Source organism: Paenibacillus sp. UNC499MF (assembly GCF_900107975.1).
In the GTDB taxonomy this organism is placed as follows: domain Bacteria; phylum Bacillota; class Bacilli; order Paenibacillales; family NBRC-103111; genus Paenibacillus_F.
Genome location: NZ_FNVF01000025.1, coordinates 1 through 16,349 on the forward strand (window position 1 = coordinate 1; position 16,349 = coordinate 16,349).

At 53.7% G+C, this 16,349-nt stretch carries 17 protein-coding genes; 13 read left to right on the plus strand and 4 right to left on the minus strand.

Annotated elements, in window-relative coordinates; genetic code table 11:
* Nucleotides 1–285 precede the first annotated feature (285 nt).
* The 4 genes from C4S74_RS25650 to C4S74_RS25665 form a co-directional block, all read right to left on the minus strand.
* Nucleotides 286–594 carry an MTH1187 family thiamine-binding protein gene (locus C4S74_RS25650; RefSeq protein WP_103998122.1) on the minus strand — a complete coding sequence of 103 codons (309 nt, stop codon included), beginning with the start codon at nucleotides 592–594 and terminating at the stop codon, nucleotides 286–288.
* A 382-nt stretch (nucleotides 595–976) separates the two neighbouring features.
* Nucleotides 977–2,536 carry a GMC family oxidoreductase gene (locus C4S74_RS25655; RefSeq protein WP_103998123.1) on the minus strand — a complete coding sequence of 520 codons (1,560 nt, stop codon included), beginning with the start codon at nucleotides 2,534–2,536 and terminating at the stop codon, nucleotides 977–979.
* On the minus strand, nucleotides 2,533–3,129 hold the full coding sequence (locus tag C4S74_RS25660) for a gluconate 2-dehydrogenase subunit 3 family protein (RefSeq protein ID WP_103998124.1): 597 nt from the start codon (nucleotides 3,127–3,129) through the stop codon (nucleotides 2,533–2,535). The genes C4S74_RS25655 and C4S74_RS25660 overlap by 4 nt, the downstream gene beginning before the upstream one ends.
* A 5-nt stretch (nucleotides 3,130–3,134) precedes the next feature.
* On the minus strand, nucleotides 3,135–3,527 hold the full coding sequence (locus C4S74_RS25665; protein ID WP_103998125.1) for a hypothetical protein: 393 nt from the start codon (nucleotides 3,525–3,527) through the stop codon (nucleotides 3,135–3,137).
* 257 nt (nucleotides 3,528–3,784) lie between these two features.
* On the opposite strand from C4S74_RS25665, the gene C4S74_RS25670 reads away from it, so the two are divergent.
* The 13 genes from C4S74_RS25670 (at nucleotide 3,785) to hisA (ending at nucleotide 16,335) form a co-directional block, all read left to right on the plus strand.
* The gene (locus C4S74_RS25670) at nucleotides 3,785–4,732 is read left to right on the plus strand and encodes an MraY family glycosyltransferase (RefSeq protein WP_103998126.1); all 948 of its coding nucleotides are present in this window, start codon (nucleotides 3,785–3,787) and stop codon (nucleotides 4,730–4,732) included.
* Between the two features lie 113 nt (nucleotides 4,733–4,845).
* Nucleotides 4,846–5,961: a CdaR family transcriptional regulator gene (locus C4S74_RS25675; RefSeq protein WP_103998127.1), complete on the plus strand. Its 1,116-nt coding sequence runs from the start codon at nucleotides 4,846–4,848 to the stop codon at nucleotides 5,959–5,961.
* Nucleotides 5,962–6,063: 102 nt separating this feature from the next.
* Nucleotides 6,064–7,188: an ABC transporter ATP-binding protein gene (locus C4S74_RS25680; RefSeq protein ID WP_103998128.1), complete on the plus strand. Its 1,125-nt coding sequence runs from the start codon at nucleotides 6,064–6,066 to the stop codon at nucleotides 7,186–7,188.
* Nucleotides 7,189–7,382: 194 nt separating this feature from the next.
* Nucleotides 7,383–8,324: an HPr(Ser) kinase/phosphatase gene (hprK, locus tag C4S74_RS25685; protein WP_042232344.1), complete on the plus strand. Its 942-nt coding sequence runs from the start codon at nucleotides 7,383–7,385 to the stop codon at nucleotides 8,322–8,324.
* 48 nt (nucleotides 8,325–8,372) lie between these two features.
* A complete protein-coding gene (lgt, locus tag C4S74_RS25690; protein WP_103998129.1) occupies nucleotides 8,373–9,308 on the plus strand; it encodes a prolipoprotein diacylglyceryl transferase in 936 nt (311 codons plus the stop codon).
* A gap of 33 nt (nucleotides 9,309–9,341) precedes the next feature.
* Entirely contained in the window at nucleotides 9,342–9,995 is a 654-nt protein-coding gene (gene ppaX, locus C4S74_RS25695; protein WP_103998130.1) for a pyrophosphatase PpaX, read from the plus strand.
* Nucleotides 9,992–10,576, plus strand: coding sequence for a DapH/DapD/GlmU-related protein (locus C4S74_RS25700; protein WP_103998131.1), 585 nt, complete (start codon nucleotides 9,992–9,994; stop codon nucleotides 10,574–10,576). The genes ppaX and C4S74_RS25700 overlap by 4 nt, the downstream gene beginning before the upstream one ends.
* Nucleotides 10,577–10,767: 191 nt before the next feature.
* The gene (locus tag C4S74_RS25705; protein WP_103998132.1) at nucleotides 10,768–11,997 is read left to right on the plus strand and encodes an ATP phosphoribosyltransferase regulatory subunit; all 1,230 of its coding nucleotides are present in this window, start codon (nucleotides 10,768–10,770) and stop codon (nucleotides 11,995–11,997) included.
* 218 nt (nucleotides 11,998–12,215) lie between these two features.
* A complete protein-coding gene (gene hisG, locus C4S74_RS25710) occupies nucleotides 12,216–12,851 on the plus strand; it encodes an ATP phosphoribosyltransferase (protein WP_103998133.1) in 636 nt (211 codons plus the stop codon).
* A 106-nt stretch (nucleotides 12,852–12,957) separates the two neighbouring features.
* A complete protein-coding gene (gene hisD / locus C4S74_RS25715; protein ID WP_103998134.1) occupies nucleotides 12,958–14,247 on the plus strand; it encodes a histidinol dehydrogenase in 1,290 nt (429 codons plus the stop codon).
* Nucleotides 14,240–14,947, plus strand: coding sequence for an imidazoleglycerol-phosphate dehydratase HisB (gene hisB, locus C4S74_RS25720; protein ID WP_103998135.1), 708 nt, complete (start codon nucleotides 14,240–14,242; stop codon nucleotides 14,945–14,947). The genes hisD and hisB overlap by 8 nt, the downstream gene beginning before the upstream one ends.
* Nucleotides 14,948–14,949: 2 nt before the next feature.
* Nucleotides 14,950–15,567, plus strand: a complete 618-nt coding sequence (gene hisH / locus C4S74_RS25725) for an imidazole glycerol phosphate synthase subunit HisH (RefSeq protein ID WP_103998136.1) — start codon at nucleotides 14,950–14,952, stop codon at nucleotides 15,565–15,567.
* Nucleotides 15,568–15,609: 42 nt separating this feature from the next.
* Complete coding sequence (gene hisA / locus C4S74_RS25730; RefSeq protein WP_103998137.1) at nucleotides 15,610–16,335, plus strand: 1-(5-phosphoribosyl)-5-[(5-phosphoribosylamino)methylideneamino]imidazole-4-carboxamide isomerase; 726 nt, start codon at nucleotides 15,610–15,612, stop codon at nucleotides 16,333–16,335.
* Nucleotides 16,336–16,349: the final 14 nt, after the last annotated feature.

Below are 16,349 nucleotides of genomic sequence, written 5' to 3' on the forward strand. Positions count from 1 at the left end.
GTGAACAATTCTCTTCATATAAAAGAGACCATTACGGTCTCTTTTTTTGTTGTCTTTTTAACCGCAAAAGAGAAAGGTCCAATTCTCGGTTTAGCTGAGCTGGAAAGAAGTTCGCTGCTCTCGGTTAGCCGAGCCGGATAGTCTTTGGTATTCGCCGTTCTTGCCCTTGCGAGCTGGATAGCGTCTGGTATATTCACCGCGTGGGAAGCTAGATTTTAAGGTAATCTTCCGTATTCAAGGTGAAAGAATATAGTTTGCAGTGAATAATAGAGAATAGCTTTAGAGCTATTGAAGCTGCTCCAGTTTGTCGGCAACTGACTGGAGTTTTTGCTGCATGGATGCCGTTTTATCGCGCCGGTCGTCAATTTTGATGGAGGTAGAGACGCGTTGAGCGCCATTTTCAAAAGGGCTTTCGTGAAGCTTAAGAATGACTTCCATCAGTTGATCCAGGGGACCTTCGATTATGGTGCTCATTGGAGTAAGCTCATAATGAAGAGGCTGGTTGTCCAATACCTTTTGCAGATGAGCTACGTATTCACTTAAGCTTGTAGAGCCTGTGCCTATAGGAACAACTGTAATTTCCGCGATCGCCATTAGTATTGATCCTCCTTGGTTTAGTGGCAGCTTTATCCTCTTTATTGTAATGGAATCGGCGACCGGTTGCCACCTGCCGTAAGAGGAAGGATGCTGTAGCTTGGAATACAACCAACCAACCAACTCAGCATGAACAAAAGGTGACGCATCTTTGCCGGAAAACAACAGGATAAACGACAGGATGAACGGGTGCCGTAAATCCCATTGATAAAAGTCGCTCCTAACGGGACGCGAGCAATTTGTCTGCATCGTCACTTTCATCGTCCATAGGGACTGTAAGCAGGTTTCTGAGCTTAAACGAACCAAAAGTTCGGTATATGCGCGATTATTACCCTTTTCTTAGCAGCGACCCTACTTAATCAGAGAAATTACATAGTGTGACTCAAATGATCTCGCTTATGATGTAATCAGCTGTACGCGCAGCTAGAGCCATTACGGTGTTAGTGGGATTTACACCGCTGGAGGTAACAAATATGCTGGCGTCGCACAGGAACAAATTCGGGATATCGTGAGTTTGGCCAAATGAGTTGACGACGGATCTCGACGAATCGCTTCCCATCCGGCAGCCCCCCATCAGATGGGCGGTATCCGGTACTACAAATTCGGGTGTACCTCCGGCAGCTCCCAAAATAGACTCCATGTTCGAGACCGCATGCTCGATAAGCCTGGTGTCGTTTTCACCAAAGCTAAAGGATACTTTGGCTCTGGGGAGCCCGAAGGCATCTTTTTCATCCGATAATGTAACGCGGTTGTGCTCCTCGGGAAGGACTTCTCCAACGAGCGTCACGCGGCCGTAAAAGTTAAAGTCCAGCATAGCCTCTCGCAACGAAGCTCCCCAGACGGGAAACTCGCCTGACTTCACGATTCCTTGGGCGAAAGCGAGAGGGCGTGTGCCGTGAGCATGCAGGGAGTACCCGCGTGCAAAGCCGCGGTCCTTGTCCGATTCGTAAAACTCCTGTGTAGTAGCCAGCACAGGGGTCCCCTTGTACAGCCGCACTTCTTCCTCGAACTTGGCATACACGTCATGACTGCTGTGCGTCATCAGTGCTTTGCCTACCCAGCCGCTGCTGTTGGCAAGCCCGTCCGGATGCCGGCTGTTCGCGGAGTTCAGCAGCAGGCGGGGCGTTTCGACCGCATAGGCCGATACGATCACGAGTTTTGCCTTTTGACGGTATTCGACTCCTTTTTTAACAAAAAGAACGCCGGTAGCCTTTCCATCCGGCCCCGTCTCGATCTGGGTGACCCTGCTGCCGGTAATCACCGTAGCTCCCGCTTGCACGGCTTTCGGAATATGCTGAATGAGGGTGCTGAATTTAGCATTAGGCATGCAGCCCTGCTGGCAGAAACCCCGGTTAATGCATGGAGGCCTGTCTTCAAAAGGCGCAGACAAAATGGCCAGAGGGGCCGTAACCGAGCGGATTCCCAAATTTTCGCACCCCTTTTGAAACAAATAGGCATTAGGGCTTAGAGGGTCCCGCTCCGGGTAAGGATATGGCCCCCGGAAATTTCCCCATGGAAAATGCCGCGGACCCGAAACGGCGATTTCTTTTTCGATCCGGGAGTAGTACGGCTCCAAATCTTTATAGTGAATCGGCCAATCTTCGCCGACTCCGTCGATCGATTTCGTCTTGAAGTCGGATTCATGGAAGCGCAAAAACACCCCGGTAAAATGTTGGGTTCCGCCGCCCACTCCCCATCCTGAATTGTTGTGTCCCATCGTTAGAGGATGCTTCCCGTCCACAAGCCGCGTATCCTGCCAGCCCAGGCACTTCATGGACAGCTCATCGCTCGCGAAATCCCTTTGAGGATCCCGCAGCGGTCCGGCTTCCAATACAACAACCTTCAATCCGGCTTCGCTGAGTTCTTGCGCAAGTACACCGCCTGCCGCTCCGGCGCCGACAATGACGACATCAACGGTTTCCGACTGAGTGCTCCATTTCATCGTTCGGGTTTCGCCTCCCACGGATCAAGATGCCCACGGTCTGCCCGGATGTAACCTCTTGGATAGGCGGGACCTGCGTAGCCGATTTCGGACCATATTTGGGGGTGAGAATAGTAGGCTTCTACTGTCAGTGCAAGCAGCCTGTTGAAGAAGGCTTTCTGTACGGGGACCGGCCAATCGCCCCGCAGGGACATACGAACCTCGGCGACATTCGTGAGAAGCTCCTTCTGCTCCGCCGGCGAAAGCTGTTGAAAGGGTTTCGAATGAAATCCGTGCGACATGGTTTCAAGCGACTCCAGCCCTTTGCGGATTAATTCGGACTGGGGAGGAGTATCCGGTCCTCTCTGGGCTTCTTCCTTTTGCCCGTACAAAGTATCATCTATATGCTCCAGAACGTATGTCAGGATTTCGGACCGGTCGTCATCGACAAGCAGCGAACATATGCTTCTGAGCTGTTCCGCCTCAAGCAGCGTTAACAGCCGATATTCACGGCGCCGCCGCAAACGGGCACTGACGATAGAGCGTGTGTGGGGATCCCAGTGGTTTTGCTCCTTCATAACATCGAAAGAAGGATATTTCGGCATTTTACTCATACAAGTCACCTTCCATAAACAGCGATTAACCCGAGAACACCGATAGCTGAGTAAAGCAGAGGCATCAGAACGGGAGGTCCGATAAGGAAATTGCGGAAAGCATAAGACCCGACTCTTTTGCCGACTCCCCGGACGTGAAGATACAGCCCGAGTAAGCCCGTGACAATCCCCAGCCACATGCCGATATGAAAAAGCTGGAGCAGCCAAGTCCGGTTTAGGAGAACCGCAAGTAATCCGGCCAGAAAGTACAGCGGAGCCGTAATTACGGGAACCAGCATGACTTTGCGGTGAAAATTTTGCCGGTAATGGGACAAGGTCACTTGAGCCGCGATAAACAAATAAGCAAAAGCCGTAAACAAAATAACGGACCGGTCTAACGTCCAGCTGTTCCAGATCATAGTATAGGGGGCTCCTTTGTTCCGTTTTGAACATTCGTTGTAAATGTGAGGTCTCTCTTATTTTTTCCATAAAAGGGAGAGTTAACTCGCTATAGGCGAAATGTTCTTGAGATTTGAGCCGGAGAGCGGACGAAAGCTTTACCAAAGGACGGCAAGTATGGGCGGAATTCGATTGGGAGACGCTAACAGATGCGGTGAAAAGCCATTTATCCATCGTCATCCGATCAGGGTAACGATAGGCAGGAGGAATCGAGCGTATGCACTATCTACTCCCTATGCTGACCAGCTTTATTCTGGTGGCGCTGCTGGTGCCCGTCATGAAGCGGATCGCTGTAAAAACGCAATTTGTCGACCGGCCGTCCACCCGTAAAATTCATGCAGCCCCTATCCCCCTGCTGGGAGGAGTCGCGATTTACATCGCGTGTGCGGCGTCTATTGTATTGTTCAGCCGTAACGGCAATCTATCCTATGCGGTACTGATCGGCGGAACGATCCTTATGCTGACCGGCTTGACGGACGACTGGTTCAAAACCCGGAGCAAGGATTTTCCTGTCTGGCCGAGGCTGATTATCTATATCGCGGTGTCCGCGGTGCCTCTTTTTTTCGGCATTCAAATTATCGGGGTATCGAATCTTCACTTCAGCGGCATGATTTTTTTCCCGGTCTGGCTTGTATGGCTCGGTACGATGGCCTGGATTTTCGGGATTACCAATATGATCAATTTCATCGACGGGGTGGATGGTCTCGCCTCGGGTATCGTTACGATCGCTTCTGCGGCGCTGCTTGTGGCGGCCATAGTCAAAAGGCAGGAGGATTCCGCTTTGATTGCGGGGATTCTGGTCGGCGCCTGCCTGGCTTTTCTGGCGTTCAATTTTTATCCCGCCAAAATTTTTATGGGCGACGCGGGCGCGATATTTCTGGGCTATACGATCGCGGTCGTCGCTGTGGACGGAGCGTTCAAAAGTGCGACGTTTGTTTCCATCCTGGTTCCCGTGCTGGCGCTGGGCGTACCTATTCTGGATACGGTCATCGTGTTTACGAGGCGACTTCTCAAGGGCGGAGGGCTGCACCGGGCCGATAAGCTTCATACTCATCACAGCCTGATGCAGTGGGGGTTGTCCCAAACCCAGACGGTTTCCTTCCTGTACCTGGTTGGCGCCCTGTTCTCCCTGCTCTCCATTATTGTGGTGCTTATGGGCGTATGAACCGCGTCCCGGGGCTATCAAGGCATCTTTAAGTGAAACGCTTACCTAGCTGTGTTACAATAATAGGAAGCACCATGGCAGCCTCGATATTACACAGATAGGGAGCTATGCGGATGGAATGGGAAAGGCTGAAGGAACAATTGGAGTCGATCGGCAAAGGCCCGGTCCAACTGATTGCAAAGACGCCGGAAGAGTGGGAAGCCCTTACAAGAAACGCCAGGAAAAATAACGGGGACAGGCAGGGGCAGAACAAGAGCAGCATGCTGATCGGAAAAGAAGTCTATTTCCTGCTAAGCAAGGAAGGAAATCAAGTCCTTGTTTTGTCTATTCCTGCGGGGAATTTGGCCGGAGACGAACGACATCTGGTCGAGTGGCTCATTGAATCCGCACAGCCGGAGAAAAGGAAGGGCGGCACTCTTCTGCTAGAAGAAGAGAAAAAGCTTTCCGCGCTCAGGGAATGGCTGCTACAGCATGCCGAAACCGACACCCAAGCGGAGGTTCCCGACACGATTTCCTCCCAGGCCGGGCTTTATTCGACCAAAATACCTTTTCTCCTGTATGGAGATTATTCTTCGAACGTACGGGCGTCTTACCGGGAGCTGAAAAGGCTGCTGGAGACGTTTTTTGACGCGGAAATTATATTGATTCCACTGCTGGATAAAGAATGGCTGATTCTCGCGCCGGATTATTTGCTTACCGTGGGGCAGGAAGACAAGACGGATACCCAGGAAGAGAGCACCGAGCAGATGCTTGATGCCCTGGCGTCAGGACTTCACGACATGCTGGCTACCGAATGGGTGGGGGAGAGCCATCTCGGAATTCACTATCCCATCCAGCCTGCCCAGACGCTTTTGACGGCCATGCTGACCCTGCGCTCGACCATCATGCTCGGCCGGTTGTACAATGTGACGAACAATATCCACACGCCGTGGCATTTACAAATGGAAAAGCTGCTGCACCCGATACCCGAGTCCGAGAAACACCAATTTCTGGAGCATGTGCTCAAGGATTATTCCATGGATGCGGAGACTCAGTCTACGCTGGAAAGTTTTTTTGCGCTGGACTGCAATGTGAGCGAGACGGCCAAAAAGCTGTATATTCATCGCAATACGCTGTTATACCGGCTGGACAAGTTCAAAAACGAGACGGGGCTGGACGTAAGAACTTTCCATGACGCCGTCCTGGTGAAGCTGGCGCTCGTATTGTACAAAGTAACAAAAAGAAAGTGAGTTTTTTGTGAAGATTGTGCATAGTCAGTCTTCGGGCATTTAAGCTAAGATAAATGTACAGATTCCAAATCAAGAACATTCAAGAACCAGGGGGAATGAACAATGGCAGGCGTTCGTCTTAACCATATTGTAAAGAGGTACCCAGGCAACCAAGAAGCAACCGTTAAGGATTTCCATCTCGATATTCAAGATAAAGAATTTCTCGTATTGGTAGGAGCATCCGGTTGCGGTAAATCCACAACTCTGCGGATGATTGCCGGTCTTGAAGAAATCTCCGAAGGCGAACTGTACATCGGCGACCGTCTCGTGAACGACGTGGCTCCTAAAGACCGCGACATCGCGATGGTATTCCAGTCCTACGCCCTGTACCCGCACATGAACGTATACCAGAACATGGCGTTCGGCCTTAAACTGCGTAAATTCAAAAAAGCCGACATCGACGCACGCGTGCGTGAAGCGGCTAAAATTCTCGATATTGAACACCTTCTGGACCGTAAGCCGAAAGCACTTTCCGGTGGTCAGCGTCAGCGTGTCGCCCTGGGCCGCGCAATCGTCCGTGAACCTCAAGTTTTCTTGATGGACGAACCGCTTTCCAACTTGGACGCTAAACTTCGTGTACAAATGCGTGCCGAAATTTCCAAACTTCACAAACGTCTCGGCGTAACGATCATCTACGTAACGCATGACCAGACGGAAGCTATGACGATGGGCAGCCGGATTGTCGTTATGGACAAAGGCATCATCCAGCAGGCGGCTTCTCCGGAAGAGATCTACAACTTCCCGGTCAACATGTTCGTAGCGGGCTTCATCGGATCTCCTTCCATGAACTTCGTAAACGGTTCGCTGAGCGACCAAGGCGGAGAGCTTCACTTCAAAGCCAAAGGCGTAGACGTTATTATTCCGCAAGGCAAAGCTCAAGTTCTTCGCGACAAAGGCTATGCCGGCAAAGAAGTCATTCTGGGTATTCGTCCTGAAGATATCCACGATGAGCCTGTGTTCCTCGAAGCTTCCGCTAAGACAGTGGTTACCGCACTGATCGAAGTGTCCGAGAACCTGGGCCACGAAATGCAAGTTCACCTTGCCGGTATCGGCGAAGGTACAGTCGTAGCACGTGTTGACGGCCGCTCCGGTCTGAAAGACGGCGCTAACGTGAAGCTTGCTCTGGACATGAACAAAGTTCATTTCTTCGATAAAGAAACGACGAACTCCATTCTTTTGAACTCCTAAGAATCATTAATTTAAAGCCAGTCCATCGTGACTGGCTTTTTTGACGTATTAGGGTTGAGAAGGCGGGCATACAATACGATGGCGAAGCAGCACCTGCATGGCAGTATTCGGGCCTTCCGGCCGGGAGGCAGGTTGATTTTCACCCGGCAGTTGAATTACGATGGAACTATTGGGAAAACAAAGGGGAATGAACGATGGGCAAAAAAGTGAGAGTGTCTGAGCTGGTTGAACATTACAACCTGGAAGTCATTTGCGGCGAAGACGGGTTAAAGCGGACAGTAACGGTTGCCGATCTTTACCGGCCCGGTCTGGAAATGGCGGGCTATTTCAATTATCATCCGCAGGAGCGCGTGCAGCTGCTGGGACGTACCGAGATGTCTTTCTTCGAAACGCTGGACGAAACGGTCCGGCTGCACCGTGCCGAACAGCTCTGCGCAAGCGAAGAGACGCCCTGCATTATCGTCACCCGCGGACTGGATATTCCCGCGGAACTGGTAGAGGAAGCGAAGAAGCACCAGCTTCCGGTTCTCCGCAGTCAGGTAGCGACCACCATTCTCGCCAGCCGGCTGACCAACTTCCTGGAAAACAAGCTTGCTCCCTCCACTACCATTCACGGTGTATTGGTGGATGTGTACGGCGTCGGAATGCTTATTACGGGCGGAAGCGGAATCGGAAAAAGCGAGACGGCGCTTGAGCTGGTCAAACGGGGCCATCGCCTGGTAGCGGACGATGCCGTTGAAATCCGCCAGACGGCCGATTATATGCTGTATGGAAACGCGCCCGACCTTATTCGCCATTTGCTTGAAATCCGCGGCGTCGGCATCATCAACGTGATGACGTTGTTCGGTGCGGGTGCGGTGCGGAATGTCAAAAAAATATCCGTCGTGGCCCGTCTGGAAACTTGGCAGCAGGATAAACAGTACGACCGCCTCGGACTGGATGAAGAAACGACCCGGATTATTGAGGCGGATGTGCCGCTGATCACCATCCCGGTTCGTCCCGGACGGAACTTGGCGGTCATCGTCGAAGTTGCGGCGATGAACTACAGGCTCAAGCGCATGGGCTTCAACGCGGCCCTGCAGTTCACCAACAAGCTGACGGAAACGCTGGCCGAAGATTTGGACGACATGGACTGAGAGCCGGTTCATACCCACAGGTAAGGAATAGGAGGATATCGACCGTTTATGCTAAATCCAGTCGCTTTTAAGCTAGGCCCGATTTCCGTGCATTGGTACGGCATTATATTAGGCACAGCGGCCCTTATCGGGCTGCTGCTTGTCATCCGGGAGGGCAAGCGCTTTAAGCTGCAGCCCGAATTTTTTATGGATCTGCTGCTGATCGGCGTTCCATCCGCCATTGTGGCCGCTCGTATTTATTATGTGGCCTTCCAATGGGAAAACTACAAAAACAATCTGGGCGAAATCATCGCCATCTGGCACGGGGGTATCGCCATTTACGGCGCCCTGATCGGAGCCATTATCGCAGCGCTCATCTATGTCCGCCGCAAAGGTTACTCGTTCTGGCGGATCGCTGATATCTGCGCTCCGGGACTCATTGTCGGCCAAATGATCGGCCGCTGGGGAAATTTCGTGAACCAGGAGGCCCACGGCGGCCCGGTCAGCGAATCTTTCCTGCGAAACGCGCTTCATCTGCCCGATTGGATCGTGAACCAGATGAACATCGAAGGCATTTTCTATCATCCCACCTTCCTGTATGAATCGGTATGGAATTTCGTCGGGCTGCTGCTGCTCTTCTGGCTGCGCCGCCGTCCGTTCCTTCGTGCGGGCGAACTGTTTATGAGCTATTTTATCTGGTATTCGCTGGGCCGCTTCTTCATCGAAGGCCTGCGTACGGACAGCCTCGATTTCACGGGACCGGCATGGCTGGCTTCCCTGTTGAACGGACTCTGGTCGCCGATGTCCCTCCTGTTCGGTGAAGCGGGTACGATGACATACGGCGGCAACATCCGTATTTCCCAGCTTCTTGCCGTGCTCATTATCATCGCGGCTATCATTATCATCGTCTTGCGCCGTCGTATGGGCTATGCGAAAACCAAGTACAGCGATCCCATCGAGAAAATAGGCGGAACATCGGCTTCGGCCAACGCAAGCCATTCCTAACAGGAAAGAACTCTTGAAAATAAGGAGCACAGCATGAAGCATACGGTATTGTTTGACCTGGACGGCACTATTCTGGACACCAACGAGCTCATTATCCAGTCGTTTCTGCATGCGCTGGAAGGAAAGACCCCCGAGCTTTTTACAAGAGAAAATATCATCCCGCATATGGGGCGCCCTCTCATTGAGCAGCTCCAGTTTTTCAGCGGATTGGATGAAGTGACGGATCTTCTTACCCTTTACCGGTCCTATAATCTTAAGCACCACGACGAGCTGGTGAAGCCTTTTCCTTATGTAAAAGAGGTATTGGCCAAGCTCCATGCCTACGGAGTCAAAATCGGCGTCGTAACCAGTAAAATCAAGCTGACGACCATGCTGGGCCTGGAGCTTTGCGAGCTGCTGCCTTATATCCAAAGCATTGTGACCGTCGATGATGTCACGAATGCGAAGCCCGATCCGGAAGGAATAAGGAAAGCTCTTCATGAACTGGGTTCAATACCGGAAGAAGCCGTCATGGTAGGAGACAGCCATTACGATATCGAAGCGGCCAAAGCCGCCGGCGTTGAAGCCGTGGCCGTCAACTGGTCTTTGAAGGGACAGGCTTATCTGGAACAGTACAATCCGGAGCATATGATCGGCGATATGCGTGAACTGTACATGATTTTTGGTATTACGGAGGAAAGCGTTTGAGGAAAACCGACAGATATCCGGTCGACGGACCTAACGCCCTATGGCAGATTTACCGGACAGTCAGCAAGTGGAAGGCGGTCAAAAATTTCGTCTGGATACAAGTCAGCCGCTACTGCCCGTCGCTTCCGATAAAAAACTGGATCTACCGGCGAATGCTGGGCATGGAAGTAGGAGAGCACACCGCTTTCGCTTTAATGGTCATGGTGGATGTATTTTTTCCGGAAAAGATAAAAATCGGCCGCAACTCGATCATCGGGTACAACACTACGATTCTGGCTCATGAGTATTTGATCAACGAATACCGGCTGGGTGAAGTACGAATCGGATCAAATGTGATGGTCGGGGCGAACACGACGATTCTGCCCGGTGTAACGATAGGGGATGGCGCCGTGATCGGTGCAGGGTCCGTCGTTCACAAAGATGTCGAGCCTTACAGCTTCGTAGCGGGCAATCCGCTGCGGGTTATTCGTACGAGAGCTTCGGATCATGGAGAAGCCGGCGTTTCAGGAACGTCGGCGGAAAATACGGAGCCCGACACGGCTTACGTCAATAGCTTAAATAAAAACAGTTCTTCTTCTTAGGAAGAGAACTGTTTTTTTGTTAGTCGCGAAAGAGGACATTGGCCCCGGAGAAACGAATGGGAATGAATCTGCAAATTGACGCCTCTGACATTCCATGATAAACTAACGGATATCCTTCAATTTGGTAGTATGGTAGCGTGCTAAAGCGTTTTGAAAATAGAGGTGTACCGGCAGGGCAAGGAGGAACATGAATGTCTAAACCTAAAGTGTTTGAAAAACCTACGGGTTTTAAAGATTTGCTTCCGGAATCGGTAGCGAGAATCCGTGAGATCGAGTTCAGCGTGCTGGACTGTATGCAGCGGTGGGGCTACAGTCAAATCGTGACTCCTACGTTGGAATTTTACGATACGGTAGGGATGGCCAGCTCCATCGAAGACCGGAAGCAGTTCAAGCTGCTGGACCGCAACGGGAAAACGCTTGTACTTCGTTCCGACATGACGGCCCCGATCGCACGGGTGGTCTCCTCTCTTCTGCGGGATGAGCCTCTCCCGCTCCGTCTCAGCTATCACGGGAACGTTTTCCGGGCTATGGAGGAAGAAGCCGGACGCGATTCGGAATTTGTGCAGACCGGAGTAGAACTCGTGGGCGATCCATCCGCGGAAGCGGATGCCGAGGTCGTGGCTTTGGCGATTGCCTCCTTACAGGCCGCGGGTGTGAAAACGTTCAAGTTTGCCTTGGGGCACGTCGGGTTTCTGCACGGATTGTTCGGCGAAACGCTCAAAGACCATCCCGAAGCACAGGAAGAGCTTAAGAGCTGCCTGCTCGGGCGGGATTACGTCGGTTACCGGACGGCTATCCGGCGGATGGGTGTGGATGAAGCCCGGCGCGGCGAACTGGAGAGCATCCTGCGGCTGCGCGGAGGGAAAGACATCTGCGAACAGGCACTCAGCGTAACTTCCGATCCGACGGCCCAGGCGGCTATCGCCCATCTGTGCGAGGTATGGAACGTTCTGGAGGCTTATGGGGTAAGCGAGCATGTGCTTATCGACCTGACGATGATCGGAAATTTTTCTTACTATACGGGTCTTACGTTCGAAGGGTACGCCGCGGATCTCGGATTCCCGCTGTGCAGCGGAGGCAGATATGACAATCTGCTCGCCCAGTTCGGACGTCCCGCACCGGCAACGGGCTTTGCCTTGAAGACGAACCGCATTCTGGAAGCGGCGGGAGATTCGGCCCGCAAGCAGCAGGAACGGGTACTGATCGTTTATGGGGATTCCCGCCGGGGCGAAGCGCTTGGCAAGGCCCGGAAGCTGAGAGCTCTTCCCGGAAAAGTCGTCGTAACCCGTCATGCCGGCAATGGTAACGGAAACGGAACCGGTCCGTCGTGGGAACCGGCAGCACTGCAAGAACTGGGACAGGGCCGTTACCGGTTTGAAGGCAACGTCTATTCGGACGTCCTGCTTTACCTGACGGATTAAATTCCAGCGCCAGATCTTGATAATCTTGCCGCCGGTATAGAGCTGTTAATCATATGAATGCGGCAGCCTTACCCGGCTGACGAAGAGATAAAACGAACGATTCAGGCCGCCAAACCGGCCTTTCCGGTTACACAGCGGGCTTGTTTGCGGATTAAGAGCCGCAACGGGTCACGCAATCATTTAGCTTCGACAGAGGCTGTTGACAGGAGGCTGAAGGCATGCAGGAAATGCTTAAGGTAGCCATGCCCAAGGGGCGTATATATAAACAGGCATTCAAACTTTTCCGCCGGGCGGGATTGCCGATGCCTGAAGATAGCGGTGACGACTCCAGAAGACTGATCGTTACCTTTCCGGAAGCCAACATGGAATTCATTCTCGCCAAACCCGTTGATGTTCCGACTTATGTCGAGTACGGTGTGGCGGATATCGGAGTGGTGGGCAAGGACGTGCTGATGGAAGAAAACCGGGACGTCTACGAGCTGCTTGATCTCGGTATCGCCCGCTGCCGGATGTCCGTTATCGCACTGCCGGACTGGCAGCCCGTTCTTAATCCCCGCGTCGCGACGAAATATCCACGGGTAGCTTCCCAGTATTTCAGGGAAAGAGGACAGCAGGTCGAAGTCATCAAGCTGAACGGCTCCATTGAACTGGCGCCGCTGATCGGCTTGGCCGACAGGATCGTGGACATGGTCGAGACCGGCCAGACCTTGAAGGAAAACGGTTTGGTCGAATACGAGGAAATATTCCCGATCACGAGCCGGCTTATCGCGAACCGCGTCAGTTACCGGATGAAAAACGATCAGATCCAGAATCTGTGCGATGCTTTGCAGGCAACGATCGCTTTGCCGGAATAAGAGCATACATACATTCCGGACTGATGAATGACATAGAGGCGGATCCACCGAAAAAACAATAACGATCAGAAGGCGAAAGCCGGCATCTACGAAAGGATGATTGCGCATGAAAATCGTGCCTGCGGAAGAGTTTGAACTCGCCCGGGAAGTGGACTACGGAACGGCGGAGCAGAACGAAGCCGTACAATCGATCATCGCCGCCGTACGCGGTGAAGGCGATGCGGCTCTCCGGCGGCTGTCCAAGAAGTTCGACGGCGTAGACCTCCGGGAACTGCGTGTCGACGAAGCGGAAATTCAGGCGGCGTACGAACGGGTGGACGCCGAGTTTCTGAAGGCGCTGCGGCAAGCCGCCGCCAACATCCGCGCGTTTCACGAAAAGCAGAAACGCGTGTCCTGGATGGACCTGCAGGATAACGGATCGCTGCTGGGCCAAATCATCCGGCCGCTGCAGCGCGTCGGTCTTTACGTCCCCGGAGGAAAGGCGGCATACCCGTCATCGGTGCTCATGAACGCCATCCCGGCCGTCGTCGCCGGCGTTCCCGAGATCGTGATGGTGACGCCGCCGGCTACAGCCGGGGAAGAGGGCATCAACCCGCACATCCTGGTGGCGGCAGCCGAGGCCGGCGTGCGGGAAATCTACCGCGTCGGCGGCGCACAGGCCGTCGCGGCGCTCGCTTACGGCACGGATACGATTCGTGCCGTTGATAAGATCGTCGGACCCGGCAACATTTATGTCGCACTCGCGAAACGCGCCGTATTCGGCGTCGTCGATATCGACATGATTGCCGGGCCGACCGATATCGTGGTCCTGGCCGACGAGTCGGCGGACCCCGAATACATCGCCGCGGACCTGCTGGCCCAGGCGGAGCATGACGAGCTGTCACCGGCTATCCTGGTGACGCCGTCACGCGCGCTCGCGGAGCAGGTCCGCGAAGAAGTGGAGCGGCAGCTTCAGGTGCTGCCGCGCAAAGCGATCGCCGAGGTGTCCACGGCGAACAAGGGCGCGATCGTCCTCGTCGGGGATCTCGACGAGGGCATCCGCGTCGTCAACGCGATTGCTCCGGAGCATACGGAGCTGCTCGTGGACGACCCGTTCGCGGTGCTGCCGCGAATCGAGAACGCCGGGGCGATCTTCCTCGGCGCGTACAGCCCCGAGCCGGTCGGCGACTATTTCGCCGGTCCGAATCACGTGCTGCCGACGAACGGTACGGCCCGGTTCTCGTCGCCGCTGAATGTCGACGATTTCATCAAAAAATCAAGTGTGATTTCATACAGCAAGGAAGCTCTTCTGGCAAACGGAGAGCAGATTATGACGCTCGCCCGCAACGAAGGACTCGAGGGGCATGCCAGAGCGATACAAGTTCGATTGCAGAAAGAAGGGAACTTTCATGGCTGAACAAGTGGACAAGAACGCACAACAGGCGGGCCTGGAAGGCGGGAACCCCGCTGAACCGGGTAACGCGGAAGCAGTAGACACGGGTGTGGGTGAAGGTTTGCCGGTCACCGGCAGGACACGCGTATCCAGCGTAGCGCGCAAAACGAACGAGACCGACATTGAACTGTCGTTCGGCGTGGACGGAACCGGTGTCTCGGAACTGGAGACGGATGTTCCTTTTCTGAACCATATGCTTGATCTTTTTGCCAAGCACGGACAGTTCGATCTTAAAGTTCAAGCTCGCGGAGACGTTGACATAGACGATCACCACACGGTAGAGGACATCGGAATCTGTCTTGGTCAGACGCTCAGGGAAGCTCTAGGGGACAAGAAGGGCATTAAGCGTTACGCCAGCGTTTTTATCCCCATGGATGAGGCGCTTGCGCAGGTAATCATTGACGTCAGCAACCGGCCTCATTTCGAATACCGGGCGGAGTATCCGTCCCAGCAGGTCGGAAGCTTCACGACGGAACTGGTTCACGAGTTCTTGTGGAAGTTTGCCTTGGAGGCCCGGATTACCCTTCATGTTATCGTTCATTACGGCCGGAACACGCATCACATGATAGAAGCGGTATTCAAAGCGCTGGGACGCGCTCTGGATGAAGCCACTTCCATCGATCCCCGCGTTAAGGGAGTACCTTCGACGAAGGGAGTTCTCTAAGCATGATTGCCATTATCGATTACGGCATGGGCAACCTGCATAGTGTGAGCAAAGCTGTGGAACGTCTCGGATGCGAGTCCGTGGTTTCATCCGATCCGGATATTCTCGCCAAGGCGGAAGGTCTCATTCTGCCCGGAGTAGGAGCGTTCGGGGACGCGATGGAACAGCTCCGGTCGCTCGGTCTCGACAGGCTTCTGCGCGAGCAGACCGCCCAAGGCAAACCGCTGCTTGGCATCTGCCTCGGCATGCAGCTGCTTTTCACATCCAGCGAAGAATATGGAGAGCACGAGGGGCTTAATCTGCTGCCCGGTCAAGTCGTGAGGTTCCGAGGGGACTACAAGGTGCCGCATATGGGCTGGAACCGTCTGGAGTTCAAGCAGTCCAGCGCGCTTTTGGAAGGGCTTGAAGAGGGCCATGTTTATTTTGTTCACTCTTATCATGTGAAGCCGGAACGTCAGGAGGATCTTCTGGCTGTCACGGATTACCATCAGGCGGTTACGGCTGTAGTAGGAAGAGATACTGTCTTCGGCATGCAGTTTCATCCGGAAAAAAGCGGTGAGCTGGGCATGCGGCTGCTTCAAAATTTCGTAGGGCTTTGTCAAAGCAAGGCGGGGGCTTAAGATTAACCGGCCCTGCGGCCTATCAGGTGGAGGTAACGAAAAATGTCCTTTATTATTTATCCGGCAATCGATATCCGGGACGGCAAATGCGTTCGTCTCGTACAAGGCGATTATAATCAGGAAACAGTCTATAACGAAAATCCTCTTGAAGTCGCGCAAGCTTGGGAGGCCCAAGGCGGTCAGTGGATTCATCTGGTTGATCTGGACGGCGCGAAGGCCGGCCGGCCGGTTAACGACAAGCTGATCGGCGAAATCGCCCGCACGGTGAAGGTTCCGGTCCAGGTCGGAGGCGGCCTCCGTACGGAAGAGGATGTCGATCGTCTGCTGTCGCTGGGTATATCCCGTGTCATTCTCGGGACTGCGGCCATCGAAGACCGGGCTTTCGTCCAGTCTCTGCTGGCTAAACACGGCGAGAATGTCGCCATTGGCCTTGATGCGCGGGACGGTTTTGTCGCAACCCGGGGCTGGCTTGAAACTTCATCGGTAAAAGCGGAGGATTTGGCGGTTCAGCTTGCCGAGCATGGAGCGAAGACGTTTATCTTCACCGATATTTCGCGGGACGGCATGATGGGCGGTCCGAATGTGGAGGCTATCGTACGGCTGGCCAAGGTTTCGGGCCAGACGGTTATCGCTTCCGGCGGCGTAAGCCGTCCGGAAGACCTGGAGCGGCTTGCCGCCGAGGCAGTGAACGGTGTGGGCGGCGCCATTGTCGGCAAGGCGCTTTACACAGGCAGCATTCGGCTGGAGGAAGCGCTGAAGTTGGTTTAGGCCGTAAGGCGTGT

Coding starts and splice junctions, on each gene's coding strand:
- C4S74_RS25650 (WP_103998122.1), bottom strand. CDS start 594: ATGGCGATCGCGGAAATTACAGTTGTTCCTATAGGCACAGGCTCTACA.
- C4S74_RS25655 (WP_103998123.1), bottom strand. CDS start 2,536: ATGAAATGGAGCACTCAGTCGGAAACCGTTGATGTCGTCATTGTCGGC.
- C4S74_RS25660 (WP_103998124.1), bottom strand. CDS start 3,129: ATGAGTAAAATGCCGAAATATCCTTCTTTCGATGTTATGAAGGAGCAA.
- C4S74_RS25665 (WP_103998125.1), bottom strand. CDS start 3,527: ATGATCTGGAACAGCTGGACGTTAGACCGGTCCGTTATTTTGTTTACG.
- C4S74_RS25670 (WP_103998126.1), top strand. CDS start 3,785: ATGCACTATCTACTCCCTATGCTGACCAGCTTTATTCTGGTGGCGCTG.
- C4S74_RS25675 (WP_103998127.1), top strand. CDS start 4,846: ATGGAATGGGAAAGGCTGAAGGAACAATTGGAGTCGATCGGCAAAGGC.
- C4S74_RS25680 (WP_103998128.1), top strand. CDS start 6,064: ATGGCAGGCGTTCGTCTTAACCATATTGTAAAGAGGTACCCAGGCAAC.
- hprK (WP_042232344.1), top strand. CDS start 7,383: ATGGGCAAAAAAGTGAGAGTGTCTGAGCTGGTTGAACATTACAACCTG.
- lgt (WP_103998129.1), top strand. CDS start 8,373: ATGCTAAATCCAGTCGCTTTTAAGCTAGGCCCGATTTCCGTGCATTGG.
- ppaX (WP_103998130.1), top strand. CDS start 9,342: ATGAAGCATACGGTATTGTTTGACCTGGACGGCACTATTCTGGACACC.
- C4S74_RS25705 (WP_103998132.1), top strand. CDS start 10,768: ATGTCTAAACCTAAAGTGTTTGAAAAACCTACGGGTTTTAAAGATTTG.
- hisG (WP_103998133.1), top strand. CDS start 12,216: ATGCAGGAAATGCTTAAGGTAGCCATGCCCAAGGGGCGTATATATAAA.
- hisD (WP_103998134.1), top strand. CDS start 12,958: ATGAAAATCGTGCCTGCGGAAGAGTTTGAACTCGCCCGGGAAGTGGAC.
- hisB (WP_103998135.1), top strand. CDS start 14,240: ATGGCTGAACAAGTGGACAAGAACGCACAACAGGCGGGCCTGGAAGGC.
- hisH (WP_103998136.1), top strand. CDS start 14,950: ATGATTGCCATTATCGATTACGGCATGGGCAACCTGCATAGTGTGAGC.
- hisA (WP_103998137.1), top strand. CDS start 15,610: ATGTCCTTTATTATTTATCCGGCAATCGATATCCGGGACGGCAAATGC.